Annotated in this window: 31 protein-coding genes; 22 read left to right on the top strand and 9 right to left on the bottom strand. The window is 69.7% G+C overall.

Translation table 11 applies throughout. From position 1 onward, the window contains the following. Positions 1-44: 44 nt before the first annotated feature. The 3 genes from NO364_RS14285 to hisG all read left to right on the top strand — a co-directional run bounded on the left by NO364_RS14285 (position 45) and on the right by hisG (position 3,012). Complete coding sequence (locus NO364_RS14285) at positions 45-698, top strand: hypothetical protein (RefSeq protein WP_157690237.1); 654 nt, start codon at positions 45-47, stop codon at positions 696-698. Then, a complete protein-coding gene (locus NO364_RS14280) occupies positions 695-2,002 on the top strand; it encodes a hypothetical protein (RefSeq protein ID WP_257627870.1) in 1,308 nt (435 codons plus the stop codon). Before NO364_RS14285 ends, NO364_RS14280 begins: the two co-directional genes overlap by 4 nt. A gap of 164 nt (positions 2,003-2,166) precedes the next feature. Then, the gene (gene hisG / locus NO364_RS14275; protein WP_157690239.1) at positions 2,167-3,012 is read left to right on the top strand and encodes an ATP phosphoribosyltransferase; all 846 of its coding nucleotides are present in this window, start codon (positions 2,167-2,169) and stop codon (positions 3,010-3,012) included. A gap of 6 nt (positions 3,013-3,018) precedes the next feature. On the opposite strand, the gene NO364_RS14270 is transcribed toward hisG, so the two are convergent. Next, complete coding sequence (locus NO364_RS14270; protein ID WP_257629122.1) at positions 3,019-4,047, bottom strand: CPBP family intramembrane glutamic endopeptidase; 1,029 nt, start codon at positions 4,045-4,047, stop codon at positions 3,019-3,021. A 123-nt stretch (positions 4,048-4,170) separates the two neighbouring features. On the opposite strand from NO364_RS14270, the gene NO364_RS14265 reads away from it, so the two are divergent. After that, complete coding sequence (locus NO364_RS14265) at positions 4,171-4,398, top strand: hypothetical protein (protein ID WP_157690240.1); 228 nt, start codon at positions 4,171-4,173, stop codon at positions 4,396-4,398. On the opposite strand, the gene NO364_RS14260 is transcribed toward NO364_RS14265, so the two are convergent. Beyond that, positions 4,399-4,773: a DUF7473 family protein gene (locus NO364_RS14260; protein WP_157690241.1), complete on the bottom strand. Its 375-nt coding sequence runs from the start codon at positions 4,771-4,773 to the stop codon at positions 4,399-4,401. A gap of 10 nt (positions 4,774-4,783) precedes the next feature. After that, positions 4,784-5,344 (bottom strand): TATA-box-binding protein, encoded by a 561-nt coding sequence (locus NO364_RS14255; protein ID WP_157690242.1) that lies wholly within the window; start codon positions 5,342-5,344, stop codon positions 4,784-4,786. 123 nt (positions 5,345-5,467) lie between these two features. Here NO364_RS14255 and NO364_RS14250 point away from each other — a divergent pair, with 123 nt between their 5' ends. Further along, positions 5,468-6,433 carry a methyltransferase domain-containing protein gene (locus tag NO364_RS14250; protein WP_420191801.1) on the top strand — a complete coding sequence of 322 codons (966 nt, stop codon included), beginning with the start codon at positions 5,468-5,470 and terminating at the stop codon, positions 6,431-6,433. A 5-nt stretch (positions 6,434-6,438) separates the two neighbouring features. Here NO364_RS14250 and NO364_RS14245 read toward each other — a convergent pair whose 3' ends face one another. The 3 genes from NO364_RS14245 to NO364_RS14235 are packed head-to-tail and all read right to left on the bottom strand — an operon-like array spanning position 6,439 to position 8,505. After that, positions 6,439-7,038, bottom strand: a complete 600-nt coding sequence (locus NO364_RS14245) for a protein sorting system archaetidylserine decarboxylase (protein WP_157690244.1) — start codon at positions 7,036-7,038, stop codon at positions 6,439-6,441. Continuing rightward, positions 7,035-8,051, bottom strand: a complete 1,017-nt coding sequence (locus tag NO364_RS14240; RefSeq protein WP_257627868.1) for an AAA family ATPase — start codon at positions 8,049-8,051, stop codon at positions 7,035-7,037. Before NO364_RS14240 ends, NO364_RS14245 begins: the two co-directional genes overlap by 4 nt. Positions 8,052-8,085: 34 nt before the next feature. Further along, positions 8,086-8,505: an SHOCT domain-containing protein gene (locus NO364_RS14235; RefSeq protein ID WP_257627867.1), complete on the bottom strand. Its 420-nt coding sequence runs from the start codon at positions 8,503-8,505 to the stop codon at positions 8,086-8,088. Between the two features lie 100 nt (positions 8,506-8,605). On the opposite strand from NO364_RS14235, the gene rnz reads away from it, so the two are divergent. The 9 genes from rnz to thsA all read left to right on the top strand — a co-directional run bounded on the left by rnz (position 8,606) and on the right by thsA (position 17,312). Further along, complete coding sequence (gene rnz, locus NO364_RS14230; RefSeq protein WP_199243823.1) at positions 8,606-9,523, top strand: ribonuclease Z; 918 nt, start codon at positions 8,606-8,608, stop codon at positions 9,521-9,523. A 43-nt stretch (positions 9,524-9,566) separates the two neighbouring features. Further along, positions 9,567-9,950, top strand: coding sequence for a hypothetical protein (locus tag NO364_RS14225; RefSeq protein WP_257627866.1), 384 nt, complete (start codon positions 9,567-9,569; stop codon positions 9,948-9,950). A gap of 44 nt (positions 9,951-9,994) precedes the next feature. Next, on the top strand, positions 9,995-11,962 hold the full coding sequence (locus NO364_RS14220) for a DUF460 domain-containing protein (RefSeq protein WP_257627865.1): 1,968 nt from the start codon (positions 9,995-9,997) through the stop codon (positions 11,960-11,962). Positions 11,963-12,005: 43 nt separating this feature from the next. Further along, positions 12,006-12,608: a DUF2391 family protein gene (locus tag NO364_RS14215; protein ID WP_199243638.1), complete on the top strand. Its 603-nt coding sequence runs from the start codon at positions 12,006-12,008 to the stop codon at positions 12,606-12,608. Positions 12,609-12,645: 37 nt separating this feature from the next. Then, complete coding sequence (locus NO364_RS14210; protein WP_257627864.1) at positions 12,646-13,647, top strand: tyrosine--tRNA ligase; 1,002 nt, start codon at positions 12,646-12,648, stop codon at positions 13,645-13,647. 53 nt (positions 13,648-13,700) lie between these two features. Further along, positions 13,701-13,991: a translation initiation factor eIF-1A gene (eif1A, locus tag NO364_RS14205; RefSeq protein ID WP_157690250.1), complete on the top strand. Its 291-nt coding sequence runs from the start codon at positions 13,701-13,703 to the stop codon at positions 13,989-13,991. A gap of 39 nt (positions 13,992-14,030) precedes the next feature. Next, a complete protein-coding gene (gene rio1, locus NO364_RS14200) occupies positions 14,031-14,894 on the top strand; it encodes a serine/threonine-protein kinase Rio1 (RefSeq protein WP_157690251.1) in 864 nt (287 codons plus the stop codon). Positions 14,895-14,940: 46 nt separating this feature from the next. Beyond that, positions 14,941-15,471 (top strand): KH domain-containing protein, encoded by a 531-nt coding sequence (locus NO364_RS14195; protein WP_257627863.1) that lies wholly within the window; start codon positions 14,941-14,943, stop codon positions 15,469-15,471. A 176-nt stretch (positions 15,472-15,647) separates the two neighbouring features. After that, complete coding sequence (thsA, locus tag NO364_RS14190; protein ID WP_257629121.1) at positions 15,648-17,312, top strand: thermosome subunit alpha; 1,665 nt, start codon at positions 15,648-15,650, stop codon at positions 17,310-17,312. Positions 17,313-17,447: 135 nt separating this feature from the next. On the opposite strand, the gene sufS is transcribed toward thsA, so the two are convergent. Beyond that, positions 17,448-18,725, bottom strand: a complete 1,278-nt coding sequence (sufS, locus tag NO364_RS14185) for a bifunctional cysteine desulfurase/selenocysteine lyase SufS (RefSeq protein ID WP_257627862.1) — start codon at positions 18,723-18,725, stop codon at positions 17,448-17,450. Between the two features lie 121 nt (positions 18,726-18,846). On the opposite strand from sufS, the gene NO364_RS14180 reads away from it, so the two are divergent. Continuing rightward, the gene (locus tag NO364_RS14180) at positions 18,847-19,521 is read left to right on the top strand and encodes a DUF4352 domain-containing protein (protein ID WP_157690254.1); all 675 of its coding nucleotides are present in this window, start codon (positions 18,847-18,849) and stop codon (positions 19,519-19,521) included. Here the strand turns inward: NO364_RS14180 and NO364_RS14175 are convergent. Then, positions 19,518-19,808, bottom strand: a complete 291-nt coding sequence (locus tag NO364_RS14175; protein ID WP_257627861.1) for a DUF424 domain-containing protein — start codon at positions 19,806-19,808, stop codon at positions 19,518-19,520. The genes NO364_RS14180 and NO364_RS14175 overlap by 4 nt on opposite strands. Further along, entirely contained in the window at positions 19,809-20,540 is a 732-nt protein-coding gene (locus NO364_RS14170; RefSeq protein WP_199243640.1) for a tetratricopeptide repeat protein, read from the bottom strand. It abuts the gene before it with no gap. Positions 20,541-20,620: 80 nt separating this feature from the next. On the opposite strand from NO364_RS14170, the gene thpR reads away from it, so the two are divergent. The 7 genes from thpR to ftsY all read left to right on the top strand — a co-directional run bounded on the left by thpR (position 20,621) and on the right by ftsY (position 24,772). After that, a complete protein-coding gene (gene thpR / locus NO364_RS14165; RefSeq protein ID WP_157690255.1) occupies positions 20,621-21,172 on the top strand; it encodes an RNA 2',3'-cyclic phosphodiesterase in 552 nt (183 codons plus the stop codon). 765 nt (positions 21,173-21,937) lie between these two features. Continuing rightward, positions 21,938-22,090: a 50S ribosomal protein L39e gene (locus NO364_RS14160; protein WP_049937522.1), complete on the top strand. Its 153-nt coding sequence runs from the start codon at positions 21,938-21,940 to the stop codon at positions 22,088-22,090. Continuing rightward, entirely contained in the window at positions 22,091-22,369 is a 279-nt protein-coding gene (locus NO364_RS14155) for a 50S ribosomal protein L31e (protein WP_157690256.1), read from the top strand. Between the two features lies 1 nt (position 22,370). Next, positions 22,371-23,042, top strand: coding sequence for a translation initiation factor IF-6 (locus tag NO364_RS14150; RefSeq protein ID WP_157690257.1), 672 nt, complete (start codon positions 22,371-22,373; stop codon positions 23,040-23,042). A gap of 36 nt (positions 23,043-23,078) precedes the next feature. Next, on the top strand, positions 23,079-23,255 hold the full coding sequence (gene rpl18a / locus NO364_RS14145; RefSeq protein ID WP_157690258.1) for a 50S ribosomal protein L18Ae: 177 nt from the start codon (positions 23,079-23,081) through the stop codon (positions 23,253-23,255). Further along, positions 23,255-23,710, top strand: a complete 456-nt coding sequence (pfdA, locus tag NO364_RS14140; protein ID WP_157690259.1) for a prefoldin subunit alpha — start codon at positions 23,255-23,257, stop codon at positions 23,708-23,710. Before rpl18a ends, pfdA begins: the two co-directional genes overlap by 1 nt. Before the next feature lie 6 nt (positions 23,711-23,716). After that, positions 23,717-24,772 (top strand): signal recognition particle-docking protein FtsY, encoded by a 1,056-nt coding sequence (gene ftsY, locus NO364_RS14135; protein ID WP_157690260.1) that lies wholly within the window; start codon positions 23,717-23,719, stop codon positions 24,770-24,772. Positions 24,773-24,796 lie beyond the last annotated feature (24 nt).

The following is a 24,796-nucleotide window of genomic DNA, read 5'->3' as shown; positions in this document are numbered from 1 at the left end:
TCGGCGGAAAGAGCTTTAGGCGTCGCTCCGGGAGTGTGCGGGAGATGCCCTCCACCACGCGAAGACGCACCCTCCACGGCGTAGCGACGCTGCTCGCGGGGGTCGGCCTCGCCGGCTGCTCCGGCGAGTCGTCGTCGACGTCGACCCACCCGGCCGAGGCCACCGGCAACGTCGCCTTCGACCCCGAGTCGTACAGCCTCCGCAACGCCGACCTCGAGCCGATCCTCTGGTCCGGCGACCGGCCGACGACCGAGCCCGGCACGGACGACGACGCGCGGATCCGGCACTTGGCCGATCACCGCTTCGTCGCCGACGCCGACGACGCGGCCGCCGTGTCCATCGCCGACGTCGACGGCGCCGCGGGCGCCCGCGAGTTCCTCGATTCGACCGACTACGACGCCGCCACGGTGTACGTCGAGCAGATCGGCATCCGCGAGTGTTTCACGCAGGAACTCTGTCACGTCCGCTGGTCGGAGACGGAGGTCGACACCGACTACGCCCGCCACTACCGCGACGCGGACGTCGCCTGCGAGACCGACGCCCGCGACGTGCTCGTGACGCTGATCCGCATCCCCGAGGCGTTCGACCCCGGCGGCGTGAACAGCTACGGGTCGAGCCGCGGCTCGGGGACCTGCGAGCGGAGCAACGAGCACCTGCGACGCCGACGGAACCGGAGCGACGACGGAGGGGCCCGATGAGCCGTCTCACCCGACGGGGCGCGCTCGCCCTCCTCGGAACCCTCGCCGGCTGTAGCGACGCGAACCCCCTCGATTCGGGGTCGGAGTCCCCAGAACTCGACGCCGCCGCGATCCGTGCCGCCGTCGACGGTTCGGCGCCGACGGTTCCCGCCCGGCTCCCGATCGATATCGGAGCCGACCACCTCGCCGCGACCGAACGCCGGGCGCGGTCGCTCCTCGATGCGGTGCCCGCGAGCCTCGGTCCCGACGAGGTTCCGAACGGCGCCATCCGCGAGCGGGTTCGCGACGCGCGCAGCCACGCCGCCGAGCGGCTCTCGGCGGCGACCGAGGCCCCGACCCCGTTCGAGCGGCTGGTGGCCTTCGCGGACGCCCGGGCCGACGCCCGCTTCGCCGCCGGCGCGTGGCGCGCCATCGACGAGGGACTGACCCGCGAGGACCTCGCGGCCGAGGCCGAGACGGTCCGCGCGGACCGGCGGACACTCCGGGAGCGGTGGCGCTACGTCGGTGCCGATCCCGTCGAGGCGACGCTCGTCCACGCCGCCATCGAGGATCGGATCGCGTCCGGACGACACGACGTCGTCGTCGACCAACCGCACCGCTACCGCCCCGGCAACCCGCTCGGGGTCGGCGAAGTCGCCGAGGCGGTCGAGCGCGCCCGCGTCGCCGTCGAGGACGCCGCCCACTGCTACGACCGGCTGACCGCGTCGCTCGACGATCCCGTCGACCTGCGCCCGCGGCTGGACGACGCCCGGCGGCGACTGCACGAGGCGTTCGAGGACGAACAGGACGCCCTGTCGTCGGTCGATCCGCGGGAGCCCTGGCGGGTCGAGGGGGTCGACGTCGCGGACACGCCGGCCGCCGAGGCGCTGGAGGAACTCTTTCGGCCGGTCGATCCCGCGGACGACGACGACGGCTGGGCCGACGGGACGCCCGCCGAGGCGCTGACGTGGGCTCACGCCTCCTTCGTCACGCTGGAGGCCTTCCTCGCCCTCCGCGAGCGGGTGCGCGAGGGCGAGACGTTCGCCATCGAGTCGGCCGCCGACGTGGGTGCCGTGCGGACGGCCGCCGTCGAGGCGCTTCGCGCCGCCGAGGAGTCGCCGGGGGAACCGGCGTTGACGCGACACTCCACGACCGAACTCGCCGATCAGTTGGCGTGGGCCGACGAGGAACTGCTGACCCAGGAGGGGAGCGTCCGGGCGGCCTGGCTCCGCAACGACGCCGCGACGTTCCTGACCGTCGAGGCACGGGCGCGGGCGACGCCGGCGGCGAGCCGACGGGTCGCCGAGGCGTTGCGGACGGGGTAGGCGGGCCGTTTCGGAGCGACGCTCCCCGCGGTTTCCCGCCCCGCTCCGCGGTTCGCGCTCCACGGCTCGCAACGCTCGCCGTTCCGGTTCGAGGTCGCGGTTCCCTTCGGTCACGCGACCTCGCCCCCGAAAAGCAGTTCCCCCCTGCCCGCCACAGTCCGACAATGCGCATCGCCGTCCCCAACAAGGGCCGCCTGCACGACCCGTCGATCGACCTGCTCGAACGCGCCGGCCTGCACCTCCAGGGCGGCGCGGACCGGAAACTGTACGCGGACACGGTCGACCCCGACGTGACCGCGCTCTTCGCCCGCGCCGCCGACATCCCCGAGTACGTCGCGGACGGCGCGGCCGCCGTCGGCATCACCGGCCTCGATCAGGTCCGCGAGTCGGGTCACGATCTGGTGGACCTGCTCGACCTGGGCTTTGGCCGATGCCGACTCGTCGTCGCGGCGCCCGAGGACGGCCGGATCGGGGCGGTCGCCGACCTCGACGGCGGCACCGTCGCCACCGAGTTCCCCCGGATCACCCGCGACTTCTTCGCCGAGCAGGGTGTCGACGCCGAGGTGGTCGAGGTGACGGGCGCGACCGAACTCACTCCCCACGTCGACATGGCCGACGCCATCGTCGACATCACGTCGACGGGGACGACCCTGCGGGTGAACCGCCTGACCGAGATCGCGGAGGTCCTGTCGAGCTCCGTCCGCCTGTTCGCCCACCCCGACGCCGTCGACGACGAGAAAGTCAGGCAGCTCGTGACGGCCTTCGAGTCCGTCCTCGCCGCCGAGGACCGACGGTACCTGATGTTGAACGTTCCGGAGGAACGCCTCGACGACGTGCGCGACGTGTTGCCCGGCATGGGCGGCCCGACCGTCATGGACGTGGCGGGCACCGACGACGTGGCGGTCCACGCCGTCGTCGAGGAACGGGCCGTCTTCGGCGTCATCAACGACCTGAAGGCGATGGGCGCGAGCGACATCCTCGTCACCGAAATCGAGCGGCTGGTGGAGTGACGCCCGTCACTCCTCGGGCCGTGGCTCCCATCGGTTCGGGTCGACGTCGTCCTCGGGACCCGTCTCGCGCAGGTCCGGGGTCGTCACCGACGGGTCGATGCGCAGGGCGCCCGTCCGCCACCGTGTCCACAGGGCGATGACGGCCGTGCCGACGACCATCGCGCCGACTCCGAGCAGCCCCGCCTCGGGCCCGAAGTCGCCGCCGGTGAGGAGCCGTGGCCCCGACACCACGACGACGAGGACGCTCGCGTCGACGCCGAGGCCGGAGACGGGGAAGCCGTAGACGCCGCCCTGAAACAGGTTCCAGGTGATATGCAGGCCGATCGGCGCGGCGAGTTCGCCCGTCAGGACGTACCCCGCCGCGAGCATTCCCCCCGCGAGCACGATGGCGACGGTGCTCAGCGCCGTCGCGTTCGGGTTGTTGGCGTGTGCGAGGCCGAACACGAGCGACGAGAGGCAGACGGCCCCGACGACGGCGCCCCGCTCCCCGGTCCACCCGACCAGCCCCTCCGCGGCGTTCGTCAGGAGGTAGCCCCGCGCGAGCAGTTCCTCGTAGACGCCGACGACGACGAAGACGACGACGAGGCCGAGAAACCGGGCGGCGAAGCCGTCGCGCGGGCGGAGGGTTCCCGTGATCCGGACCCACCCGGCGGCGAGCGAGAGGGCGAAGATCAGCGTCATCAGCCCCGCGCCGAGCGCGAGGCCGAACCCGAAGTCGAGCCACCACCCCCGGTCCGTCCGGAACCCGAAGTCCCGCAGGCGACGCCGGTCGACGTACCGCCCGGCGATCAGGATCGACAGGGAGACGACGCCGCCCACGAGCACGATGCCCGCGGCGGCGCCGGCGGCCGCGGCGACGGCCTCGCCGACCGACGCCGCCAGCGCCGCCCGGAACGCGCCGACGCCCCCGACGCTCCCGACTCCCAGGCTCGTCCCGACGACCAGCGAGGCCGTGACGACGACCAGCAACGCGACCCGCAGGAGCGCCCGCGGCCGACGTTCGCCGTCGTTCCACAGCAGCGTCCGTGGCCCCATCGCCCGCATCTGGGTGGCGTGCACGCATAGGAGTTGCCGTCGACTCGCCCGCAGAAAGTTCAACGAGAATCCATAATGAATATATACACAATTTATGTGTGGGTAGGGAACGAAGGACACGCCATGAGCTCCGCCACCACCGACCACGACCTGTTGCCATCGGTCGAATCGCCCGTCGACGCGGTCGACTCGCTCTGCTCGGTCGGGGCCGCGCTCGGTATCGTCACCTACGGGGTCGGGCTCCTGGTGGGCGACGTCGGGGCGGCGACGACCGGCGTCGGACTCGGCGTCGTCTCCGTGTTCGGGGCGCTGGGGGCGCGGAGCGCCCGGACGGCCGTCGACGCGCTGTGATCACCCCGGCGCCGAGCGGACGAGCACGTAGAGGCTGAAGACGACACTGCCCAGGATGACGCTGACGACGGCGTGGATAGCCGTGACGCCGGCGGTGAGCCGACGGTCGAGGTCGTAGACGTAGTGGACGAGGACGGCGTCGAGGCCGAGCGCCACCAGGACGGCGGGGATGGAGGGCAGTTCGAGTGCCGCAGCGACGACGGCGACGGCGGCGGGGACGGGGCCGATCAGGAACGCGTTCTTGATCGGGACGTCGCCGAGGACGTTTCTGGCGGCGATGTGGGCGGTCACGGAGAGAAACAGGGCAAAGAGGGCGACGGTGCCGGCGACGGCGAGCGGCGGCGCCGATCCGACGCCCGTCTGCAGGGGACCCATCTGCGACGGACTACTCCAGGAGACCGAGGTCTTCGAGTCGGGAGACGATGACGTCGACGGCTTCCTCGGCGTCCTCGGGCTGTTTGCCACCCGTGATGACGAGTTTGCCGGAGCCGAAGAGGAGCGCGACCACGTCGGGGTCGTCGAGCCGGTAGACCAGTCCCGGGAACTGCTCGGGTTCGTACTCGATGTTCTCCAGACCCAGCCCGATGGCGATGGCGTTCAGGTTGAGGTTGCGCCCCAGGTCCGCGCTCGTGACGATGTTCTGGACGACGATGTCGGGTTCCTCGTCGACGTCGATCCGCAGGTCGCGGAGCTTGTCGAAGACGATGTGCAGGCTCTCGTGGACGTCGGCCGTCGACTTCGCGCCCGTGCAGACGATCTTGCCCGAGCGGAAGATCAGCGCCGCCGACTTCGGGTTCTGTGTCCGATAGACGAGGCCGGGAAACTGTTCGGGGTCGTAATCCGCCCCCTCTAGGTCCATGGCGACGCTCTGGAGGTCGAGTTCCTGTCCGATGCCGGTAGAAGCCACCACGTTCTCGATGTTTATCGTCTCCTTGGGATCGGTCATGTGTCGACTTAAGTGTCGTATTTAAGGTTCAAAAAGGTTGGTGCGAGCAACTGATAAGTCAACGCCGCGAGCGGTCGGCGCCGGTCCGGTATCCTCATGGCGCCGGGCCACGGACGACGACGCGTGTACGGTCTCGAACTCGCCGGCGAGGACGACGCCTTCGCCGCCCGGGAAGCCGCGTGTGCGGCGACGGGGGTCGAGGTGGTCGCGCCCGGCCTCGCGACGGCCCGCGGCGTCGACGCCGACCGCCTCCGGTCGCTCGCCTACACCCACCGCGCCAGCCACCTGCTCGGACACGCCGCCGCGAGCGTCGCGGACGCCCGGGCGCTGGTCGAGGCGGCGACGATGGACCGGACGGGCAGCGTCGCCGTCCGCGCCCGCGACGTGCGGGGCACCGCGGGGGTCGACACCCGCCGCGCCGAGCGAGCCCTGGGTTCGGCCCTCGTCGACCGCGGCTTCACCGTCGACCTCGACACCCCCGATCACGAACTCCGGGCGTGTTTCGCGGGCGACACCTGTCTCGTCGGCTGGCTCGTCGCCGAGAGCGTCCGCGACTACGGCGACCGCCGCCCCACCGACCGCCCCTTCTTCCAGCCGGGGAGCATGGCGCCCCTCGACGCCCGTGCGCTCGTCAACCTCGCGGGCGTCGACCCCGGGGACCGCCTCCTCGATCCGATGTGTGGCACCGGCGGCGTCCTGATCGAGGCGGGACTGGTCGGCGCCCGGCCCGTCGGGATCGACGCCCAGCGGAAGATGGTGCGTGGCGCCCGCGAGAACTGTCGAGCGTACCTCGACACCGAGCCGTCGATCGTCCGTGGGGACGCCACCCGTCTCCCCCTCGGCGACGATGCCGTCTCTGCCGTCGTCTTCGACGCGCCCTACGGTCGGCAGTCGAAGATCGAACGCCACACGCTCGCCGACCTCGTGGGCGGTGCGCTGACGGCGGCACGCCGGGTCGCACCCCGGGCGGTCGTCGTCGGCGACCGATCCTGGAGCGAGGCGGCGCGCGCGGCCGGGTGGACCGTCGAGGCGACCTTCGAGCGACGGGTCCACGGATCGCTCGTGCGCCACGTCCACCTGCTCCGGTGAACGGCTCAGTCGTCCGCCGCGCGGAGCGCCACGACCGTCTCCCCGGCGCGCACGGCGTCGCCCTCGGCGACGAGCAGGTCCCCACGGTCGTAGGCCGGCGGCAGGAGCACGTCGGCCCGACTGCCGAAGGCGATGTGGCCGATCCGGTCGCCGCGGGTCACCTCCTCGCCCGTCGAGACGTAGGGGTGGATGCGGCGGGCGAACCAGCCGGCGATCATCGAGCACTCGCAGGTGTCGAGGGTCACGTCCACGCGCTCGTTGCGGTCCGAGTCCTTGCTGAAGGCCGGGCGGTGGGCGCCCGGTCGGTGGGTTAGCGACTCGACGACGCCCGTCCGCGGCGCCCGGAGGACGTGGACGTCGGTGACGTTCATGAACACGCCGACGCGGAGGCGGCCGTCCTCCTCGCGAACGACGGAGACGCGGCCGTCCGCGGGCGCGACCACGCCCCGCGGCGGCGGCGACCGGTCCGGGTCGCGGAAGAAGTGGACGACGAACCCGCCGAGGGCGAGCGCCAGGGCGGCCAGGGGCGGTGAGACGAACGCGAGCGCCACCGCGGCGACGAGCGGCGGGAGGGCGTACCGCCGGGCACCGGGAGCCAGCCTCACGGCCGCCCCTCGCCCCGCGCCCCCCACGTCGCCAGGAGGTGCGCGAGGTGGAGTCGGTCGTCGGTTCCGGTCACCAGGTCGTGGTCGACGTCGCCGGCCAGCCGGTGGAGGCGGGCGAGTTCCTCGCCGTCGTAGCGCTTGCGGGCCACGGAGAGCAGGTCCGCGAGCAGGGACTGGCCGTCGTACCCCTCGTCGTCGAGGAGCGTCCCGACGGTCTTCCGGGCGTCGGTCAGGTCCCCCGACTCCGCGGCCGCGAGGATGGACTCCAGGTCGTCGTCGTGCCCCACGTCCCGCAGCGTCTCGTGAACCGTCGACATCGTCACCTCGTCGGCCTGCTCGGCCGTCGTCTGCGCGCCGAGGATCGCTCGCCTGAGGTCGCCCTCGGCGTAGCCGGCCACGAACTCCAACCCGTCGTCGTCGTAGGGGACGTCCTCGGCCTCCAGGATCCCCTCGACGACGGCCTCGATCTCGTCGGTCGTCGGGGCTCGGACCGGCACCGGGAAACACCGGGATCGGATGGGGGCGATGAGCGTCGAGGGCTGGCGGGTGACGATCACGAACTGGGTGGTTCGGTGGTACTGCTCCATCACCCGCCGGAGGGCCTGCTGGAAGTCCTCCCGGATCGCCTCGGCGTTGTCGAGGACGATGGTCTTGTACTCGCCCGACACCGGGGCGTAGCTCGCGGACTCCTTCAGGACGCGGTTGATCATGTCGCGTTTCGCCATCCGGGACCGCCCGGCGAGGAACTGCTCGAACCGGGGGTCCTCGCGGAGTTCCTTCTTCGTGCGGCCGAAGAAGTCCGCGACGTTGATCTCCACGAGGTCGTTCGCGGGGTCCGCGTGGGCGGTCTCGGCCAGGGCGCGGACGGCCGCCGTCTTGCCGGCCCCCGGCGGCCCCTGGACGACGAGGTTCATCGGTTCGTCGACCGCCCGCCGGAGTCGGTCGCGGACCGACGACTGCGGTAGGTCGTCGAGGCTCGGCGAGTGTTCGTCCGTCCAGAGCGGGGCGTCCATCGCCGCTCCCTAGTCGACCGACGGGTAAGAATCCCTATGTCTCGGCGTCGGCGTCGGCGTCGGACCGCCGGTTCGGCTCCCGCTCCGGGGTCGGCGGACCGTCCCGGTCCCCGCCCTCCCGTCGGAGCCGCTCCCTCGCTCTCTCCGGCGTCTCCGTCTCCAGCAACGCCGTCAGCTTCGACTCGAACGCCGCCTCCGAGAGTTCGCCGCGCGCGTACCGCTCGCGGAGGGTCGACAGCGCGTCGTCGACGTCGCGGTCGTTTCGCGACGCGGCGTCTGCGTCCGTCTCCCCGCCGTCCCGCCGGAGATACGCGAGCGCGGGGACGACGGCGCCGAAGCCGACGGCCCAGACGATCCAGAACGCCGGCAGGTCGACCGCCATCGCCACGAACCCGAGGGCGAGGACGGCGAGGGAGACGGTCGCGACGACCGGGTCGGCATCGTCCCCAGGCACGCGCGTGGCTTCGCCCGAGGCCGACATAAATCCCGTGTCGGGCGTCGCCGTCGACACCGATACGGGTTTACGGTCGCCGCCCGGATCGGATCGTATGTCGATGCGCGTGACGTTTCTGGGCACCAGCGGGGCCGTTCCGACGACACAGCGGGCGCCGAGTGCCCTCCTCGTCAACCGCGAAGGGGAGCGGTTCCTCTTCGACTGCGGCGAGGGGACCCAGCGGCAGATGATGCGGTTCGGAACCGGCTTCGACGTCTCTCACATCTTCGTCACGCACCTCCACGGCGATCACATCCTCGGGATTCCGGGGCTGATCCAGTCGCTCGACTTCAACGACCGCACCGACCCGCTGGCGATCCACGTCCCCCCGGGCGCCCGCGGGGAGATCGAGAGTCTGGTCCACGCCGGCGGTCACCGTCCCGGCTACCCGGTCCGGATCCACGAGGTCGCGCCGGGGTCGGTCGCCTACGACGCCGAGGCGTTCGCGGTCCGCACCGTCGAGACCGAACACCGCACCCGCTCGATGGGGTACGCGCTGGTCGAGGACGACCGCCCCGGGCGCTTCGACCGGGAGCGGGCCGAGGAACTCGGCGTGCCGGTCGGGCCGAAGTTCGGCCGTCTCCACGAGGGCGAGTCGGTCGAACTCGACGACGGGCGCGTGATCGACCCCGAACAGGTGGTCGGCGAGCCACGCCCCGGTCGGCGGCTGGTGTACACCGGCGACACCCGTCCGGTCGAGGCGGTCGTCGAGGCGGCCGCGGACGCCGACCTCCTGATCCACGACGCGACGTTCGCGGCCGACGCGGCCGCGCGGGCCCGCCGGACCGGCCACTCGACCGCGCGCGAGGCCGCCGAGGTGGCCGCCCGCGCCGGCGCCAAGCGACTCGCCCTGACCCACATCTCCTCGCGGTACGCCGGGGAGTGGGAGCGGCTCGAACGGGACGCACGGGAGGTCTTCGACGGCGAGTGCTTCGTCGCGAGCGACGGCCAGACCGTCGAGGTTCCCTACCCCGAGTGACCGGAAACGGAACCGTCAACTGCCTCCAGTCCGTCGATCCGACGTGGACTACCGCCCCGCCCAGTGCAACATCGGTCCCCAGCAACGCCGCCGCCGGGCCGCGCTCTCCGTGGGTGGACTGGTCGCCGCGGGTGCCATCGTCGTCGCACACCTCGCCGGCCACCTCCCCGAACTGCTACTCGCCGGCGTCTTCGTCCCCTTCGCCGTGGCCTTCGAGTGGGGGATTCAGGCCTACGAGGGGTTCTGCGTGCGTCTCGCGCTCCTCGGTCGGTACGACTTCTCCGGCGCCGGCAACGACGCGAAGGCGACCGGCGGGGTCTCGGATCCGGAACACCGCCGGCGTGACCGGCGCCACGCCTTCCGCATCAGCGTGATCAGCGTCGCCTTGGCCGCGGTGGCGACGGCGCTGGTCGTCGCCGTGCTGTAACCCCCGGCGTGGAGTATTTATTCCGCGGCTCCCTACCGCCGGTCGTGAACGCCCGGACGAGTGCGCTCGACGCGCTGGTGTTCGGCGTCGACGTACAGAGCGGCGACGTCCGCGGGGACGCCCCCTCCTACGCGGTGGTCGCCTACGACGGCGAGAACTTCGACCGGGACGTCGTCTCCTTTCGCAAGCTCCGGCGCCTGATCGAACGCGAGGAGCCGGCCATCGTCGCCACGGACAACGTCTACGAACTCGCGACCGACCACGACGACCTCGTGCGGTTCCTCCGGTGGCTGCCCGGCGGGACGCGGCTCGTCCAGGTGACCGGCGCCGAGCGACCGGAACCCCTCTCGCGGGTCGCCTCGCGTCACGGCGTCCCCTACGGCAAGCAGCCGATGGAGGAGGCGGAGGCCGCGGCCCGCCTCGCCGCCGCCAACGTCGGCCACGAGGTGACGGCCTTCACCGACACGACGACGGTGAAGGTGTCCCGCGGGCGCTCGACGGGGTCGGGCGGGTGGAGCCAGGACCGCTACACCCGCCGCATCCACGGGAACGTCAAGAAGCGCACCCGCGAGGTGGCCGACGCGCTCGATTCGGCGAACCTCGACTACGAGCGCGAAGTGACCGAGAAGTACGGCGGCTACGCCAACGCCACCTTCACCGTCGAGGCGGCGCCCGAGGATCTCCCGGTTGGCAAGTCCCGCGCCGGCGACACGCGCGTCGAAATCGAGCGCGAGCGCCGCGACGGTATCGAGTTCGAACCGCTGGTGAAACGGCGTGACCGCGTCCTCGTCGGCATCGACCCCGGGACGACCACCGCCGCGGCCGTCGTCTCGCTCGACGGCGAGGTGCTCGACGTGTTCTCGACGCGCACCGCGGACACGGCGGGTGTCATCGAGTGGCTGATCGAGCGCGGGCGGCCGGTCGTCGTCGCCGCCGACGTGGAGCCGATGCCCGAAACCGTCGAGAAGTTCCGCCGGAGCTTCGACGCCGCGGGCTGGGCCCCCGACGCCGACCTGCCGATCGACGAGAAGCTCCACCGCACCCGCGAGCAGTCCTACGACAACGACCACGAACGCGACGCGATGGCGGCCGCGCTCTTCGCCTTCGACGCCTACGCCGACCGGTTCGAGCGGATCACCCGGAAGGTGCCGCCGCAGTTCGACCGCGGGGAGGTGATCGAGCGGGTCGTCACCGGCGACGCCTCCGTCGAGGCCGTCCTCCACGACCTGGCCGACGACGACGGCGACGAGGAGGCGGAGTCGACCCACGAACCCCGGGAACTCTCGCCGGAGGAGCGTCGCATCAAGCGCCTCGAACGCCAGGTCGAGCGGCTGGAGTCACAGGTCGACGACTTGGAGGGACAGTTGGCGGAGCGGGACGAGCGCATCGCGGAGTACGAGGAGGAACTCTCCGAGGCCCGCCGCGAGGAGCGCCGCGAGGTCCGCGAGCGCCGCGAGGTCAACCGGCTGGAACGCGAGACCGAGCGGCTGGAGCGGGAGTGCGACCGGGAGCGCGAGCGCGCGGACGAACTCGAATCGAAGCTGGAGCGGCTGAAGACCCTCTGGAAGTTGGATCACTCCGACTTCGCCGACGTCTCGGAGGGGCGTGACCTCGTCCCCGTGAAGGTGATCGAGCAGTTCACCCGGGACGCCATCGACGACGCCGACGCGGCCTACGGGCTGGCGGCGGGCGACGTGGTCTACCTCCGGGACGCCAGCGGCGCCGGCCGGTCGACCGCCGAGCGCCTGGCGGCGACGGAGCCACGTCTCGTCCTCCGGTCGGGGAACCTCTCGAACGCCGCCGACGAGGTCCTGTTCGAGGCCGAGGTCCCCGTCGCGCCAGCCGACGACGTGACCGTCCAGGAGGTGGACGAACTCGCGGTCGCCCGCGAGAGCGAGGTCGTGGCCGCAGTCGAGGACTGGGAGCGACGCGCCGAGGAGCGCTCCAAGGAGCGGAAATCGGAGATGGTGGACCAGATCATCAGCGAACACCGGGCCGAGAGCGGCGACTGATCGCGGCCCCTACGATTTTGATCCCCGCCCGCGACGTGGGGGTATGAGCGAGGACGCGTCCGGGACGACGACCGACCCAACCCGCGACGGCGACGAGCCGACCGACATGGGGGACCTCTTCGACGAACTCGAAGAGCTAGAGGGCATCGTCGACACGCCGGCGGGCCGCAGACAGGTCCGCGAGACGATGCGCGTGGCGATGGCGGCGAGCGCGAGCACCGCGGCGAGCCCGTTCGGACGCGTGATCCGGGGGTACGACCGCGGCGACCTCGCGGAGGCGTTGCTCGGGAGCTTCCTGTTCGGAATTCCGATGGCCGTCGAGGGCGGCACCCAGGAGGTCGGCGAGTTCCTCGCTGCCCGGCCGCTCCACCTCGGTGCGACCATCGTCTTCGGCGTCGGGCTCGTCGTCGGGATCATCTACGTCGCCGACTTCCAGGACGTCCGCGTCCACAAACCCATCCTCGGGGTGATCCCGCGTCGACTGGCCGGCGTCGTCGGCGTCTCCTTGACGATGGCGTTCGTCCTGCTGACCGGGTGGGGACGGGTCGACTGGGCGGCGCCGACGCTCGCCTTCGCCAACGTCGTCGTGGCGTTCGTCCCGATGAGCGTCGGGGCGGCGCTGGGCGACATCCTCCCGGGATCGTAAGGGGAAGTCATATTTTCCCGCTCCCGCGGTATACGGTATGGACGTCTACGAGCGGATCACCCGGAACGCGACCGAGGTGGTCACCGAGGCGGAGGGACGGGAACTGGCCGAAGACCCCGAGGGCAAGCGCGCGTACGTCGGCTACGAGCCGTCGGGCGTCCTGCACATCGGCCACATGCTCACCGCGACGAAGCTGATGGACCTCCAGGAGGCCGGCTTCGAGGTGACGGTCCTGCTCGCGGACGTCCACGCCTACCTCAACGACAAGGGCACCTTCGAGGAGATCAGGGAGACGGCCGAACGTATGAAGGCGCAGTTCCTCGCGTACGGTCTCGACGAGGAGCGCACCGAGTTCGTCTACGGCTCCGAGTTCCAGTTCGACCGCGAGTACGTCCTCGACCTGCACGCCCTCGAACTGGAGACGACCCTCTCCCGGGCCGAGCGGGCGATGGCGGAGATCAAGAGCGGCGACTCGGTCACCGTCTCGCAGGCGGTCTACCCCCTGATGCAGGCGCTCGACATCGTCTATCTCGACGTCGACCTCGCGATCGGCGGGATGGAACAGCGCAAGGTCCACATGCTCGCCCGCGACGTCCTGCCGAAGATCGGCGAGGACGCCCCGACCTGCCTCCACACGCCGCTGATCGCCGACCTCGATACGGGCGTGGGGAAGATGTCCGCGAGCGAGGGCGTCTCCATCTCGATGGAGGACTCGACGGCGGACATCGAGGGGAAGGTCAACGGCGCCTTCTGTCCGCCGACTCGCGATCCGGAGCCGGACGACGCGGGCCGCGAGCGGGAGAACCCCGTCCTCCAGATCTTCGAGTACCACGTCTTCCCGCGGTACGACACCGTGGTCGTCGAACGGCCCGACGAGTACGGCGGCGACCTGACCTACGGCGACTACGAGTCGCTGGCGGCGGATCTGGAGTCGGGCGAGTTGCACCCGGCGGACGCGAAGGGGGCGCTGGCAACGTACCTCGACGAACTCATCGCGCCCGGACGGGCGAAACTGCGTGACGCCACGTCCGACGCCTGAGGGCGCGACGATACGTCGGCGGTTTTAAAACTCGCGACCGCGAACGGTCAGCCATGAGCGAGAACGAAAACGGCGGGCGCAAGGACCTTCGAATGCCCGACGACGACGAGGTGTTCGCCGTCGTAACGGACATGCTCGGGGCCAACCGGGTACAGGTACGGTGTGCGGACGGCCAGGAGCGCACCGCCCGCATCCCCGGGCGGATGCAAAAGCGCATCTGGATCCGGGAGGACGACGTGGTCCTCGTCGAGCCGTGGGACTGGCAGGACGAGAAGGCCGACATCTCGTGGCGCTACGAGAAGTCGGAGGCGGACCAGCTGCGGCGCGAAGGCCACATCGAGTAGCGGCGGGACTTTTGAGGCGTGACGACGTAACGGGAACGAATGAGTGACCGCGAGGAGTACGGCCTGCTCGACCCCGAGGAGGGGGAAGGCGAGGACTTCGGCGACGAGTGGGAGGAGATCGACGTTTCCGACACCGACGCGGACCGCATCGCCAGAAAGCGGGACCGCGAGTTCGCCGAGTTCCGCAAGCGCCTGAAGGACGCCGACCAGTTCAAGGTCGCACAGTCGGTGTTCGACGACGCCACCTTCGCGGCCATCTACAAGCTGGTCCAAGACGGCCACATCGACGCCTTCGGCGGCCCCATCTCGACGGGCAAGGAGGCGAACGTCTACGAGGCACTCGGCGCCGACGACCGGGACGTGGCGGTGAAGATCTACCGCATCAACGCTTCGAACTTCCAGGAGATGCGGGCGTATCTGGAGGGCGATCCGCGGTTCGAGGGGATCGGCTCGGACAAGAAGAAAGTCGTCCTCGCGTGGACCAAAAAGGAGTTCGCCAACCTGCGGCGGGCGCGGAGCGCGGGCGTCCGGGTGCCCGAACCCATCGCCGTCGAGCGCAACGTCCTGGTGATGGAGCTGGTGGGGCTGGTCGAGGAGCGCGCCCGGCGGCTCGCGGAGGTGAACGTCGAGAACCCCGAGACGGCCTTCGAGGTGGTCCGGGAGTACATGCGCCGGCTCTACGACGCCGGACTCGTCCACGGCGACCTCTCCGAGTACAACCTGATCATCCACGACGGGGAACTGGTCGTCATCGACCTGGGGCAGGCGGTGACGGTCCACCATCCGAACGCCGACGACTTCCTCGACCGGGACTGCCGGAACGTGGCGGCCTTTTTCACGCGACAGGGGATCGACGTCGACCCCACGGACCTGCGTGCGTTCGTGACGGGCGCGGAGACGTAATCCCCGAGCGAGAACGCTTAAACGGCTCCGCCCGGTAGTCCGCGGTATGCAGCACGTGAAGGTTCCGCAGGACCGCCTCGGCGTCCTCATCGGCGAGGGCGGCGAGACCATGCGCGAGATCGAGCGGCGTGCCGAGGTTCGCCTCGACATCGACTCCGAGAGCGGGAGCGTCGCCATCGACGCCACCGGCGACCCCGTCACCGCGATGGTCGCCCCCGACATCGTCCGCGCTATCGGTCGCGGGTTCAAGCCCGACGCGGCCCTCTCCCTCCTCGACGACGAGATGCGGATGTTCGAGTTGATCGACATCGAGGACGCCACCCGAAACAGGAACGACCTCCAGCGACAGAAGGGACGGCTCATCGGCGAGAACGGTCGCACCCGGGAACTGATGGAGGAACTTACCGGTGCCGAGGTGGTCATCTACGGGACCACTCTCGGGATCATCGGCCAACCCGAGGAGGTCCAGGCCGTCCGCCGGGCCGCCGAGATGATCCTCGACGGCGCGCCCCACGGCGCCGTCTACGGCTTCCTCGAGCGCAAACACAACGAACTCACCCGCGGCGTCGAACTGTAACTCCTCCTCGATCCGTGGTTTCGAGTGACGATATCCCCCCGGTGTGACAGCCGTTGCCGTGACCGCTAATCACCTGACTGCGGTACGACGTACCATACGCCGAAACGAAACGTTTTTATAGAATCACAATCAATCAAAGGTTGATTATGTCTCAGCGAATGCAGCAGGGTCAGCCGATGATCATTCTCGGCGAGGACTCCCAGCGAACCCAAGGGAAGGACGCTCAGTCGATGAACATCACGGCCGGGAAGGCCGTCGCGGAATCCGTACGGACCACACTCGGTCCGAAAGGAATGGACAAGATGCTGGTCGACTCCGGCGGGAGCGTCGTCGTCACGAACGACGGCGTCACGATCCTGAAAGAGATGGACATCGACCACCCCGCGGCGAACATGATCGTCGAGGTGTCCGAGACCCAGGAGGACGAGGTCGGCGACGGCACGACGACGGCCGTCGTCATCGCGGGCGAACTCCTCGACGAGGCCGAGGAGCTCATCGATCAGGACATTCACCCGACGACGCTGGCCCAGGGGTACCGCCAGGCCGCGGAGAAGGCCAAGGAGGTCCTCGAGGACAACGCCATCGACGTGTCGCCGGACGACCGCGAGACCCTCGTCAAGATCGCCTCCACGGCGATGACGGGCAAGGGCGCCGAGAGCGCCAAGGACGACCTCGCGGACCTGCTGGTCGACGCCGTGCTCGCCGTGCGCGACGAGGACGGTAGCGTCGACACGGACAACGTCTCCATCGAGAAGGTCGTCGGCGGCGCCATCGACAACTCCGAGCTCATCGAGGGCGTCATCGTCGACAAGGAACGCGTCAGCGACAGCATGCCCTACGCCGTCGAGGACGCGAACGTCGCCCTGATCGACGGCGACCTCGAAGTCAAGGAGACCGAGATCGACGCCGAGGTCAACGTCACCGACCCCGACCAGCTCCAGCAGTTCCTCGACCAGGAGGAGGAACAGCTGCGCGAGATGGTCGACAAGCTGGTCGACGTCGGCGCCGACGCCGTCGTCGTCGGCAGCGGCATCGACGACATGGCCCAGCACTACCTCGCACAGGAGGGTATCCTCGCCGTCCGCCGTGCGAAGGACAGCGACCTCTCCCGGCTCGCCCGCTCGACGGGCGGCACGGTCGTCGGCTCCGTCGACGACATCACCGAGGACGACCTCGGCTTCGCCGGCTCGGTCGCCCAGAAGGACATCGGCGGCGACGAGCGCATCTTCGTCGAGGACACCCCCGACGCCAAGTCCGTGACGCTCGTCCTCCGCGGTGGGACCGAACACGTCGTCGACGAGGTCGAGCGCGCCGTCGAGGACTCCCTCGGCGTCGTGCGCACCACGCTGGAGGACGGCAAGGTCCTGCCCGGCGGCGGTGCGCCCGAGGCGGAGCTCGCCCTCGCCCTGCGTGACTACGCCGACTCCGTCGGTGGGCGCGAACAGCTCGCCGTCGAGGCCTTCGCCGAGGCCCTCGACGTCATCCCGCGCACGCTCGCCGAGAACGCGGGTCTCGACCCCATCGACTCGCTGGTCGACCTGCGCGCCCAGCACGACGGGGGCGACCTCTCGGCCGGCCTGGACGCCTACACGGGCGACATCATCGACATGGAGGAGGAGGGCGTCGTCGAACCCCTCCGCGTCAAGACTCAGGCCATCGAGTCCGCCACCGAGGCGGCCGTCATGATCCTCCGCATCGACGACGTCATCGCGGCCGGCGACCTCAAGGGCGGCGGCAGCGACGACGGCGGCGACGAAGGCGGCCCCGGCGGCGCCGGCGGCATGGGCGGCGGCATGGGCGGCGGCATGGGCGGCATGGGTGGCATGGGCGGCGCGATGTGAGATAGGCGCGCGCCCCATCCCTCTCGATCCATCGCCGCACCGCATCGCCCGACCGAACGATCCCGTTTTTCTTTCGACGCTACGCGTGGAGCCGACGGCTACCGGTGGACACCGTCGAAAACGCCGCGAACGCGGCTACGCGAACAGCTCTCGGGCTTCGGCGATGGCGTCGATCAGCCGATCGATCTCCTCGCGGGTGTTGTAGACGTAGAAGGAGGCCCGCGCGGAGGCCGCGATGCCGAGCTTGTCGTGGAGCGGCTGGGTGCAGTGGTCGCCGGCCCGGATGGCCACGCCGTGGTCGTTGACGATACTGGAGAGGTCGTGGGCGTGGACGCCCTCGACGTTGAACGCGACGAGGCCGCCGCGGTCGTCGCCCGGCGGGCCGTAGATCGTCACGTCGTCGAACTCGTCGAGGCGGTCGTGGGCGTACTCCGCGAGCAGTTCCTCGTGGGCCTGGACGGCCTCCATGCCGATATCCTCCATGTAGTCGACGGCGGCGGCGAAGGCGATGCCCTGCGAGATGGAGGGAGTACCGGCCTCGAACTTCCAGGGCAAGTCCTCCCACGTCGAGTCGTCGAAGCTGACCCGACGGATCATGTCGCCGCCGTAGAGGTACGGCTGCATCGATTCGAGGATCGCTTCCTTGCCGTAGAGCGCCCCGATGCCGGTCGGGCCACACATCTTGTGTCCGGAGAACGCGAAGAAGTCGGCGTCCATGGCTTTCACGTCGACCGGGCGGGTCGGCGCCGACTGTGCGCCGTCGACGAAGATCAGCGCGTCGTGGTCGTGGGCCATGTCGGCCAGGTCGGATACGGGGTTCACCGTCCCCAGCGTGTTCGAGACGTGGACGACCGACACCATCGCCGTGGAGTCGTCGATCAACTCGGCGGCGTGGTCCATATCGAGGTAGCCGTCGTCGTCGACGCGGATGTAGCGCACCTCGGCGCCGGTCCGCTTGGCGATCTGTTGCCACGTCACGAGCGACGCGTGGTGTTCCATCTCCGAGAGGACGACCGAGTCATCCGGACCGAGTTCGGCCAGTCCCCAGGCGTAGGCGACGAGGTTCTCCGCCTCGGTGGTGTTCTTGGTGAAGACGATCTCCTCGCGACCCGCCGCGCCGACGAAGTCGGCGACGGTGTCGTGGGCCTCCTCGTAGGCCACGCTCGCCTCCTGACTCAACTGGTGGATGCCCCGGTGGACGTTCGCGTTGTAGCCGCGGTAGTAGTCGCTGATCGTCTCGACTACCTGCTCGGGCGTGTGGCTCGTCGCGGCGTTGTCCAGATAGTAGAGGGGCGTGTCGTCGTCGGGACCCTGTCCGGACGTCTCCACGTCGCCCCCGACCAGGCGGTCGAGGATCGGGAAATCGGCCCGGATGGCCTCCACGTCGATCGGATACGATTCCTGGACTCCCATCGCCCAGTTGTAGGATCCGGAGGAATAACACCCCTTCGGTGTCTCACACCCGACGAAACCCCGACCGGTTACGTCCCCGACCCACCACTTTCTTCAGGTATCCGACCGCTTACATGCAACCATGCAACGTCGACGGGTCTTGGGAATCTGTGGAACGCTCACGGCAGGACTGCTCGCGGGGTGTGGCGGCGGTGGCTCGGAGAGTACGCCGACGGGGACGGCGACCGACACCGAGACGGCGACGGCGACGGCGACGGCGGAGCCGACCGAGACGGCGACGGCGACGGCGACGGCGGAGCCGACCGAGACGGCGGCATCCGGCCCCGGTGGCCCCACACACGCCCTCGAGGAGTCGTTCGTCGTCGGCACCGAGGGCAACCGGATCCGTTACCGCATTATCGACTTCTTCCGCGCCGACAGCGTCGGTAGCAGCGCCAACCCCGCCACCGCGGACGGGACCTTCCTGATCGTGCTTCTGGAGTTCGAGAACCCGCAGGACGACTCCACTACCTTCCCCCAGAACTCGTTCCTCGCCACTAACGAGGATCAGATCCGGTATTTCGACGACCGGGGGACGACGAGCATCGGCGACGACGACCGGATCGACGCCCAGTCGGTCGCCGCCACGACGCTCTCGGCGGGCCAGTCGGCGGCGGGTGCGGTGGTGTTCGACCTCGACCCGGACCGTTCCTACTGGCTCGAGATCCGCCCGACCGGCGACGCGGGCGAGACCCACTACGTCGAGATCGGTCCCGTCTCGGAGATACAGATGCTCGAGAGTTCGATGGTCGGCTAGAGCCAGAGCAGTTGGGCGTGGCGCGTGCCCTCGAGTTCGAGGACGTTCTCCGCGTCGACGAGTCCGGCCTCGACGGCGACGTCGACACAGCGCTCGCCGACGAGGTTCGCGACCGAGGCCCGCCGTAGCGCGTCCACCACGTCCTCGGCGTCGCCGGGGTCCCCGCCGTAGAACTCCTCGGTCACCGTCAGCGACACCTCGCCGTCCGCGTAGGTCTCGCCGAGACACTCCCGGTCACAGACCGCGACGAGGAGTCCCTCGGGCGTGTCGCGCTCGCGGATCAGCATCTACCGATCCTCGACGAGTTCGCGCTCGGCCTCCTCGCGGAGTTCCGCCGCCTGCTCTTGGACGCGCTCGGCCTCCTCGTCTTGGCCGAGTTCCTCTAGGGCCCGCGCTTTCTCCTCCAGCACCGAGGCGTTGCGCATCCCCAGTCGGATCGCGTTGTCGAAACAGTCGACCGCGCTCTCGTGGAGGCCTCGCTCCGAGAGGAAGAAACCGCGGTTGTACCACGCTTGTCCGAACCGAGGGTCGACCTCCACGGCGCGCTCGGCGTGTTCGAGCGCCTGCTCGGTCCGCCCCCACTCCCAGAGGGCGTACGCCAGGTTCGTGTGGGCCGTGGCGGCGTGGTCGGACTCGCCGTCGATGTCGAGGGCCTCCTCGTAGGCGCCGATGGCCTCGTCGTACTCCTCGAGTTCGGCGTGTGCCGCACCCTTGTTCACCCACGCCTCCTGTTCGATCCGGTCGTCCGCCGCGAACTGCGCCGCACGTTCGAACGCCCCGGTCGCCTCCTCGAACCGGTTGATACCCATGTAGGAGAGCCCGACGTCGACCAGCTGTTCGGCGTCGACCTGGTCGCTCCCGACGTTGCGTTCGTCGAGCATGTCCGTCAGTACCCGCGAGTCCACCGGATCGACCTCCGTCGGATCGACCGACAGCTCCGGCGGATCGAGCGAGAACTCCTCGTACTCCTCGTCGAACCCCTGCCCCTCCGAGAAGCGATGGGGTTGCTCGTCGTCCATGCCCTGGAATTGGACGTCGGGGCGGTTAAGGCCTGCGTCACGGGCCAGCACTTACGTCCTCGGCGCGGCGAGCCGTGCGTATGCGACTGTTCGTCAGCGTCGACGTGGCCCCGCTGGCCGACGGGATCGCGAACGCCCAGGATCGCCTGCCCGACGCCGGGAGTCTCCGCTTCGTCGACCCCGAGAACGCCCACGTGACCCTCGAGTTCCTCGGCGAGGTTACCCCCGACCGCCGGGACGCCCTCGAATCCGCCCTCGCCACCGCCGTCGACGACGCGGCCGTGGACCCCTTCGAACTGACCCTCGGCGGCTACGGCGTCTTCCCCTCGCTCGATTACATCAGCGTCGTCTGGACCGGCGTCCGCCGGGGCGGCCCGGAACTCACCCGCCTCCACGAGGCGGTCGAACGCGAGACGACGGCCCTGGGGTTCGATCCCGCCGACCACGACTTCACGCCCCACGTCACCCTCGCCCGGATGGACGACGCCCGCGGGAAGGCAGCCGTCCAGCGGGTCGTCGCGGACGCCAACCCGGACGTCGGCTCCGTCGAGGTGTGCGAGGTCCGTCTCACGGAGAGTACGCTCACCGACGACGGCCCCGTCTACGAGACGGTCGGTCGGTACCCGCTGTAGCCGCGCCCGATCGATTCCGTATCGCGATATGAGATTTATCAGGAACTGTCGGCTCCGGTAGATCCCGTCCGGGGCCACCCGTTCTTCGCCCGACCCACACCCCGGCCGATCGGACTCGATACCGGCGCACGCCGACCACGCTCCTTTCGTTCGATCCCTCGCGGGCCGTGGGAGAACGACCGCATGCGCGACGTCCGGAGTCGCCCCGAAGCTACCTCGTCCCCGGGTCGCCCACGGGATTCCTTTCCCCGCTCACCGGTGTCTCCGGGGCGAGCGTCCCGGGTGGACGGCACCGCTGTCGTTCGCGGATGGATTCGAACCACGAGGACTTCCGTCCTCTGGGCTCGAACCTCCCATCCGCTCGCTGTCGTTCGCGGATGGATTCGAACCACGAGGACTTCCGTCCTCTGGGCTCGAACCTCCCATCCGCTCGCTGTCGTTCGCGGATGGATTCGAACCACGGTCGTTTCACTCCCTGATTCGAATCCACGCCAGCCACTTCACCGGCGCGCTCGTCGGCGTGGGATCGGGTGGATTCGAACTACCGTTCGACGTGAAACGCCGGCGAGCACGGCGATTTCCCGGTGCTGCACGCGCCCCCTCTGTTTTCGCGCCGCTCGGTCGCCGAAGGCCCGTTCGGGGGATGGGGTCACGGTCGCACCGTCCATCAATCGCATATCGCGATATCGAACGGTCCCACGGTGTGCCCCGACCAACGCCCGAAAGAACAAGATTTTATGCGGCGACGGGGTAGACAGGGGCACTATGGGTAAGAAATCGAAGGCGAAGAAGAAGCGACTCGCCAAACTGGAGAACCAGAACAGCCGCGTCCCCGCGTGGGTCATGCTCAAGACGGACCGGCAGGTCACCCGCAACCCGAAGCGCCGCAACTGGCGCCGGAACGATACGGACGAATAGATGAGCGCCAACGACTTCGAGGAGCGCGTCGTCACCGTCCCGCTCCGCGACGCACGGGCGGAGCCGTCGAACGAGCGTGCCGACCGGGCGATGACCATCGTCCGCGAACACCTCGCTACGCACTTCAAGGTCGACGAGAGCGAGGTCCGTCTCGATCCGGACATCAACGAGGCGATCTGGGCCCAGGGCCGGAACAACCCGCCCAGCAAGCTCCGCGTTCGCGCCGCTCGCTTCGTCGAGGACGGCGAACCGATCGTCGAAGCAGAGACCGCAGAATAACGTGTTACGCGCCTCCTTCGCCGGATCGTCGTACGTCGGGGTGTTCGCCCGCGCGACCAACGACTGTCTGCTGGTGCGTCCGGACGCCGACGCGGACACCGTGGCCGACATCGCGGCCGAACTCGACGTCGATCCCGTGTCGACCACGGTCGGCGGCTCCGGAACCGTCGGCGCCCTCGCCGTCGGCAACGAGCACGGGCTCCTCGTCTCCGGTCGGGCGACGGACCGCGAGATTTCGACCATCGAGGACGAGACCGGACTCGACGTGACCGAACTTCCGGGACGCATCAACGCCGCCGGCAACGTCGTTCTCGCGAACGACTACGGCGCGTACGTCCACCCGGACCTGAGCCGGGAGGCCATCCGGACGGTCAAGGACGCCCTCGACGTGCCCGTCGAGCGCGGCGACCTGGCGGACGTCCGCACCGTCGGTACCGCCGCCGTCGCGACCAACGAGGGGGTGCTCTGCCACCCGAAATCGCGCGAGCCGGAACTGGAGGCGCTCGAAGACTGTCTCGACGTGCGGGCCGACATCGGCACCGTGAACTACGGCGCCCCCCTCGTCGGCTCCGGACTCGTCGCCACCGACGCGGGCTACGTCGTCGGCACGGACACCACGGGCCCGGAGCTCGGCCGCATCGAGGAGACGCTCGGCTACATCGAGCGCCAGTAGGAAGATACTTCCCGCTTCCTCACGACCCTTCGGTACATGAGCGAATTCGTCGTCAGCGGACGCTTTCAGGACCGAACCGGCTACCGACAGTTCGAGAAGTCGGTAGAGGCCACCAACGAGAACGTCGCGCGCGAGCACACCCTCGCCCAGCTCGGGAGCGAGCACGGCCTCAAGCGCACGCAGGTCGAGATCGAGGGGGTGACCGCGGCATGATGGGTGGCGGTCAGCAGCAACTCCAGCAGCTCACCCAGGAGATCGAGGCCATCGACGAGGAGATCGCGGAGCTGGAAGCCGAGATCGAATCGCTTCGCACCCGCCAAAGCGAGATCGACGAGGCGGTCGAGGCCATCGAGACCCTCGACACCGGCTCGACGGTGCAGGTCCCCCTCGGCGGCGGCGCCTACCTCCGTGCCGAGGTCCAGGACATCGACGAAGTGATCGTCGATCTCGGCGGCGGTTACGCGGCCGAACAGCCCCAGGGCGACGCCATCGACGCCCTCGAACGCAAGCGGGACGTGCTCGACGACCGCGTCGACGACGTCGAGGACGAGATCTCGGAGCTCGAATCCGAGAGCCAGGAGCTCGAACAGCAGGCCCAGCAGATGCAACAGCAGATGCAACAACAGCAGATGCAGCAGCTCCAACAAGAGCAGGGCGACGACGAGTAGCGGCCGATGTTCGACGGACTGAAAGACAAGCTGGATACCTTCCGGAGCGACGTCGAGGAGAGTGCCGAGGACGCCGATCCGGAGGCGGAACCGGACGGGGAGGCCGAGACGGATTCGGCGGACGACGCCGACACCGCCGACGAGACGGACGCGCCCGACGAGGCCGACGCCGACTCGCCCGGTCGCCTCCAGCGGGCCAAGGCCTTCGCCACCGGTAAGGTCGTCCTCGAGGAGGAGGACCTGGAGGATCCCCTCTGGAACCTCGAGATGGCGCTGCTGGAGAGCGACGTCGAGATGGGCGTCGCGGAGGCCATCCTGGATCAGATCCGGTCGAACCTGATCGGCGAGACCAAATCCCAGATGGCGAGCACGGGTGACCTCGTCGAGGACGCCCTTCGGGACGCCCTGCTCGAGGTCATCAGCGTCGGCCAGTTCGACTTCGACGAGCGCATCGCGCAGGCGGAGAAGCCGGTGACCATCGTCTTCACCGGCGTCAACGGCGTCGGCAAGACCACCACCATCGCCAAACTGGCTCGCTATCTGGAGGAGCGCGGGTACTCCACGGTGCTCGCGAACGGCGACACGTACCGTGCGGGGGCCAACGAGCAGATCCGGGAACACGCCGAGGCGCTCGACAAGCGCTTGATCACCCACGAACAGGGCGGCGATCCCGCCGCCGTCGTCTACGACGGCGTCGAGTACGCGGAGGCCAACGACGTGGACGTCGTCCTCGGCGACACCGCCGGGCGCCTCCACACCTCCAGCGACCTGATGGCCCAGTTGGAGAAGATCGACCGCGTCGTCGACCCCGACCTCACCCTGTTCGTCGACGAGGCGGTCGCCGGCCAGGACGCCGTCGAACGCGCCCAGCAGTTCGACGAGGCGGCCGAAATCGACGGCGCCGTGCTGACGAAGGCGGACGCCGACTCCCAGGGCGGGGCCGCCATCTCCGTCGCCTACGTGACCGGCAAGCCCGTCCTCTTTCTCGGCACCGGGCAGGGGTACGACGACCTCGAACGGTTCGATCCCGAAGCGCTGGTCGACGACCTCCTCGGGGCGTAAGCGACACGCCTACCTCCGTTCGCC

Origin of the sequence: Haloplanus salinarum (assembly GCF_024498175.1) — an archaeon.
GTDB lineage: Archaea > Halobacteriota > Halobacteria > Halobacteriales > Haloferacaceae > Haloplanus > Haloplanus salinarum.
This window is presented reverse-complemented; position numbering and strand designations above follow the sequence as displayed.

Excerpts from the sequence above, each read along its gene's own strand:
- NO364_RS14285 (WP_157690237.1), top strand. The coding sequence starts at position 45 with ATGCCCTCCACCACGCGAAGACGCACCCTCCACGGCGTAGCGACGCTG.
- NO364_RS14280 (WP_257627870.1), top strand. The coding sequence starts at position 695 with ATGAGCCGTCTCACCCGACGGGGCGCGCTCGCCCTCCTCGGAACCCTC.
- hisG (WP_157690239.1), top strand. The coding sequence starts at position 2,167 with ATGCGCATCGCCGTCCCCAACAAGGGCCGCCTGCACGACCCGTCGATC.
- NO364_RS14270 (WP_257629122.1), bottom strand. The coding sequence starts at position 4,047 with ATGGGGCCACGGACGCTGCTGTGGAACGACGGCGAACGTCGGCCGCGG.
- NO364_RS14265 (WP_157690240.1), top strand. The coding sequence starts at position 4,171 with ATGAGCTCCGCCACCACCGACCACGACCTGTTGCCATCGGTCGAATCG.
- NO364_RS14260 (WP_157690241.1), bottom strand. The coding sequence starts at position 4,773 with ATGGGTCCCCTGCAGACGGGCGTCGGATCGGCGCCGCCGCTCGCCGTC.
- NO364_RS14255 (WP_157690242.1), bottom strand. The coding sequence starts at position 5,344 with ATGACCGATCCCAAGGAGACGATAAACATCGAGAACGTGGTGGCTTCT.
- NO364_RS14240 (WP_257627868.1), bottom strand. The coding sequence starts at position 8,051 with ATGGACGCCCCGCTCTGGACGGACGAACACTCGCCGAGCCTCGACGAC.
- rnz (WP_199243823.1), top strand. The coding sequence starts at position 8,606 with ATGCGCGTGACGTTTCTGGGCACCAGCGGGGCCGTTCCGACGACACAG.
- NO364_RS14215 (WP_199243638.1), top strand. The coding sequence starts at position 12,006 with ATGAGCGAGGACGCGTCCGGGACGACGACCGACCCAACCCGCGACGGC.
- NO364_RS14210 (WP_257627864.1), top strand. The coding sequence starts at position 12,646 with ATGGACGTCTACGAGCGGATCACCCGGAACGCGACCGAGGTGGTCACC.
- eif1A (WP_157690250.1), top strand. The coding sequence starts at position 13,701 with ATGAGCGAGAACGAAAACGGCGGGCGCAAGGACCTTCGAATGCCCGAC.
- rio1 (WP_157690251.1), top strand. The coding sequence starts at position 14,031 with ATGAGTGACCGCGAGGAGTACGGCCTGCTCGACCCCGAGGAGGGGGAA.
- NO364_RS14195 (WP_257627863.1), top strand. The coding sequence starts at position 14,941 with ATGCAGCACGTGAAGGTTCCGCAGGACCGCCTCGGCGTCCTCATCGGC.
- thsA (WP_257629121.1), top strand. The coding sequence starts at position 15,648 with ATGATCATTCTCGGCGAGGACTCCCAGCGAACCCAAGGGAAGGACGCT.
- sufS (WP_257627862.1), bottom strand. The coding sequence starts at position 18,725 with ATGGGAGTCCAGGAATCGTATCCGATCGACGTGGAGGCCATCCGGGCC.
- NO364_RS14180 (WP_157690254.1), top strand. The coding sequence starts at position 18,847 with ATGCAACGTCGACGGGTCTTGGGAATCTGTGGAACGCTCACGGCAGGA.
- NO364_RS14175 (WP_257627861.1), bottom strand. The coding sequence starts at position 19,808 with ATGCTGATCCGCGAGCGCGACACGCCCGAGGGACTCCTCGTCGCGGTC.
- NO364_RS14170 (WP_199243640.1), bottom strand. The coding sequence starts at position 20,540 with ATGGACGACGAGCAACCCCATCGCTTCTCGGAGGGGCAGGGGTTCGAC.
- thpR (WP_157690255.1), top strand. The coding sequence starts at position 20,621 with ATGCGACTGTTCGTCAGCGTCGACGTGGCCCCGCTGGCCGACGGGATC.
- NO364_RS14160 (WP_049937522.1), top strand. The coding sequence starts at position 21,938 with ATGGGTAAGAAATCGAAGGCGAAGAAGAAGCGACTCGCCAAACTGGAG.
- NO364_RS14155 (WP_157690256.1), top strand. The coding sequence starts at position 22,091 with ATGAGCGCCAACGACTTCGAGGAGCGCGTCGTCACCGTCCCGCTCCGC.
- rpl18a (WP_157690258.1), top strand. The coding sequence starts at position 23,079 with ATGAGCGAATTCGTCGTCAGCGGACGCTTTCAGGACCGAACCGGCTAC.
- pfdA (WP_157690259.1), top strand. The coding sequence starts at position 23,255 with ATGGGTGGCGGTCAGCAGCAACTCCAGCAGCTCACCCAGGAGATCGAG.
- ftsY (WP_157690260.1), top strand. The coding sequence starts at position 23,717 with ATGTTCGACGGACTGAAAGACAAGCTGGATACCTTCCGGAGCGACGTC.